The sequence below is a fragment of the Escherichia sp. E3659 genome (assembly GCF_005781135.1).
Lineage (GTDB): Bacteria > Pseudomonadota > Gammaproteobacteria > Enterobacterales > Enterobacteriaceae > Escherichia.
The window spans coordinates 1-1,371 of record NZ_VATQ01000076.1 but is presented as its reverse complement, the minus strand read 5'-3'; the positions used below and the strand labels follow the sequence as shown (position 1 = coordinate 1,371).

2 protein-coding genes are annotated in these 1,371 nt (G+C 51.5%); one reads left to right on the top strand and one right to left on the bottom strand.

Annotated elements, in window-relative coordinates:
* Positions 1–7: 7 nt before the first annotated feature.
* The gene (locus FEK47_RS25020; RefSeq protein WP_276609633.1) at positions 8–154 is read left to right on the top strand and encodes an autotransporter outer membrane beta-barrel domain-containing protein; all 147 of its coding nucleotides are present in this window, start codon (positions 8–10) and stop codon (positions 152–154) included.
* 159 nt (positions 155–313) lie between these two features.
* Here the strand turns inward: FEK47_RS25020 and asrC are convergent, their stop codons facing one another.
* Positions 314–1,327, bottom strand: a complete 1,014-nt coding sequence (gene asrC / locus FEK47_RS25015) for a sulfite reductase subunit C (RefSeq protein WP_135487922.1) — start codon at positions 1,325–1,327, stop codon at positions 314–316.
* Between the last annotated feature and the right edge of the window lie 44 nt (positions 1,328–1,371).

Below are 1,371 nucleotides of genomic sequence, written 5' to 3'. Positions count from 1 at the left end.
TAACGATATCTCAGGCACCACAGGGAAATACGGTGCCGGGGTGAGTGCTCAGCTGACAGCGAATGCCGGGGTGTGGGCAGAAGCGAGTTACCAGAATGGCGAGAATACAGAATCGCCAGTAACAGGTAGCGTTGGTTTCCGGATTAATTTCTGATACGGAAAAAGGGGCAGTAACGGGCGCTCTTATACCTGTTACTGCCCCTGTCGGCAAAAAGAAACAACACGCGGAAAAACGCCCGCATTCACCACCTTTACACTTGTTATTTTAAATGAACAGGGCCACAACGTCCTCAGTGCTGTGGCCAGACAGGAATTAATATCCGACGCTTCTGAGATGAATACGGGCCACTGATTCATCTTCCACCCAGTAAATCCGTTCAGCGACCATGGCTTCGGGGTTTAGCTGTACGTCGCGTAGTACACGCTCTTTGAAGCGCAGATAACCGCCTTTATCGATAAGATGGCCCATATGGAGGTAAACCGGTTTACCCCCCAGCATTTCTTTTTCAAACTCAAACAGATTGGTGATGACCTGTTTGATGACATCCTCAGTGACCCAGTTAAGGAATAACTTACCCATGCGGGGCGTTTTTTTACCGGTTCTTCCGCCCAGACGGATCTGCCAGAACTCCTGTGGCTGACGCTGCCAGGCGAGGGTGGGACATGCCAGAACACATTCGCCGCATCCGATACAAAGCGACTCTTCCTTTGAGGCTTTCCCGTTCTTTAATGACAGGCACCCCACGGCGTGGTGAGCACAGGCTTTCACACAGGCGCCGCATCCAATGCAACGTTCCGCAGTAAAACGCATTCTGGCCACACCAATAATGCCAAAGTCTGACATGGACGCTTTGGCACAGTCATTCGGACACCCGGCAATGACGGTTTTCAGATGATAGGCGCTGGGATAAATCAGCTTTTCCAGTCGCCGGGATAAACCAGTGGTGTCGGTATTGGCTTTCTGGCAAATCCGGTTACCCTGGCAGGCGACAATGTTGCGTCCGCCAATCGCCAGGTATCCGGCTTTCGGATCATCAACCTGAACATCACACAGCTCCATTTCAATTTCCCGAATGAAAGGTTCCAGTGCGGCATTCACTTTGTCGATATCTTCATAACGGAGCCCCGGCATGGCCAGTTTCTGGCGGGTGGTCAGATGGATCTGACCATTTCCCCAGGTTTCAGCAATCTCGCGTGCCACAGTCAGCAGGTGTGCGGGCAGAATCCCGCCAGGAATACGTACGCTGATCATTGCTTCGCCACGGACTTTCGAAAGACGATATTCGTTGTTTGCCCGGGTCTTAATGATATCAATATCCACACTCATCATTTTTTCCTCAGTCTGCAAACTGACGGGCCACGGCATAGTTG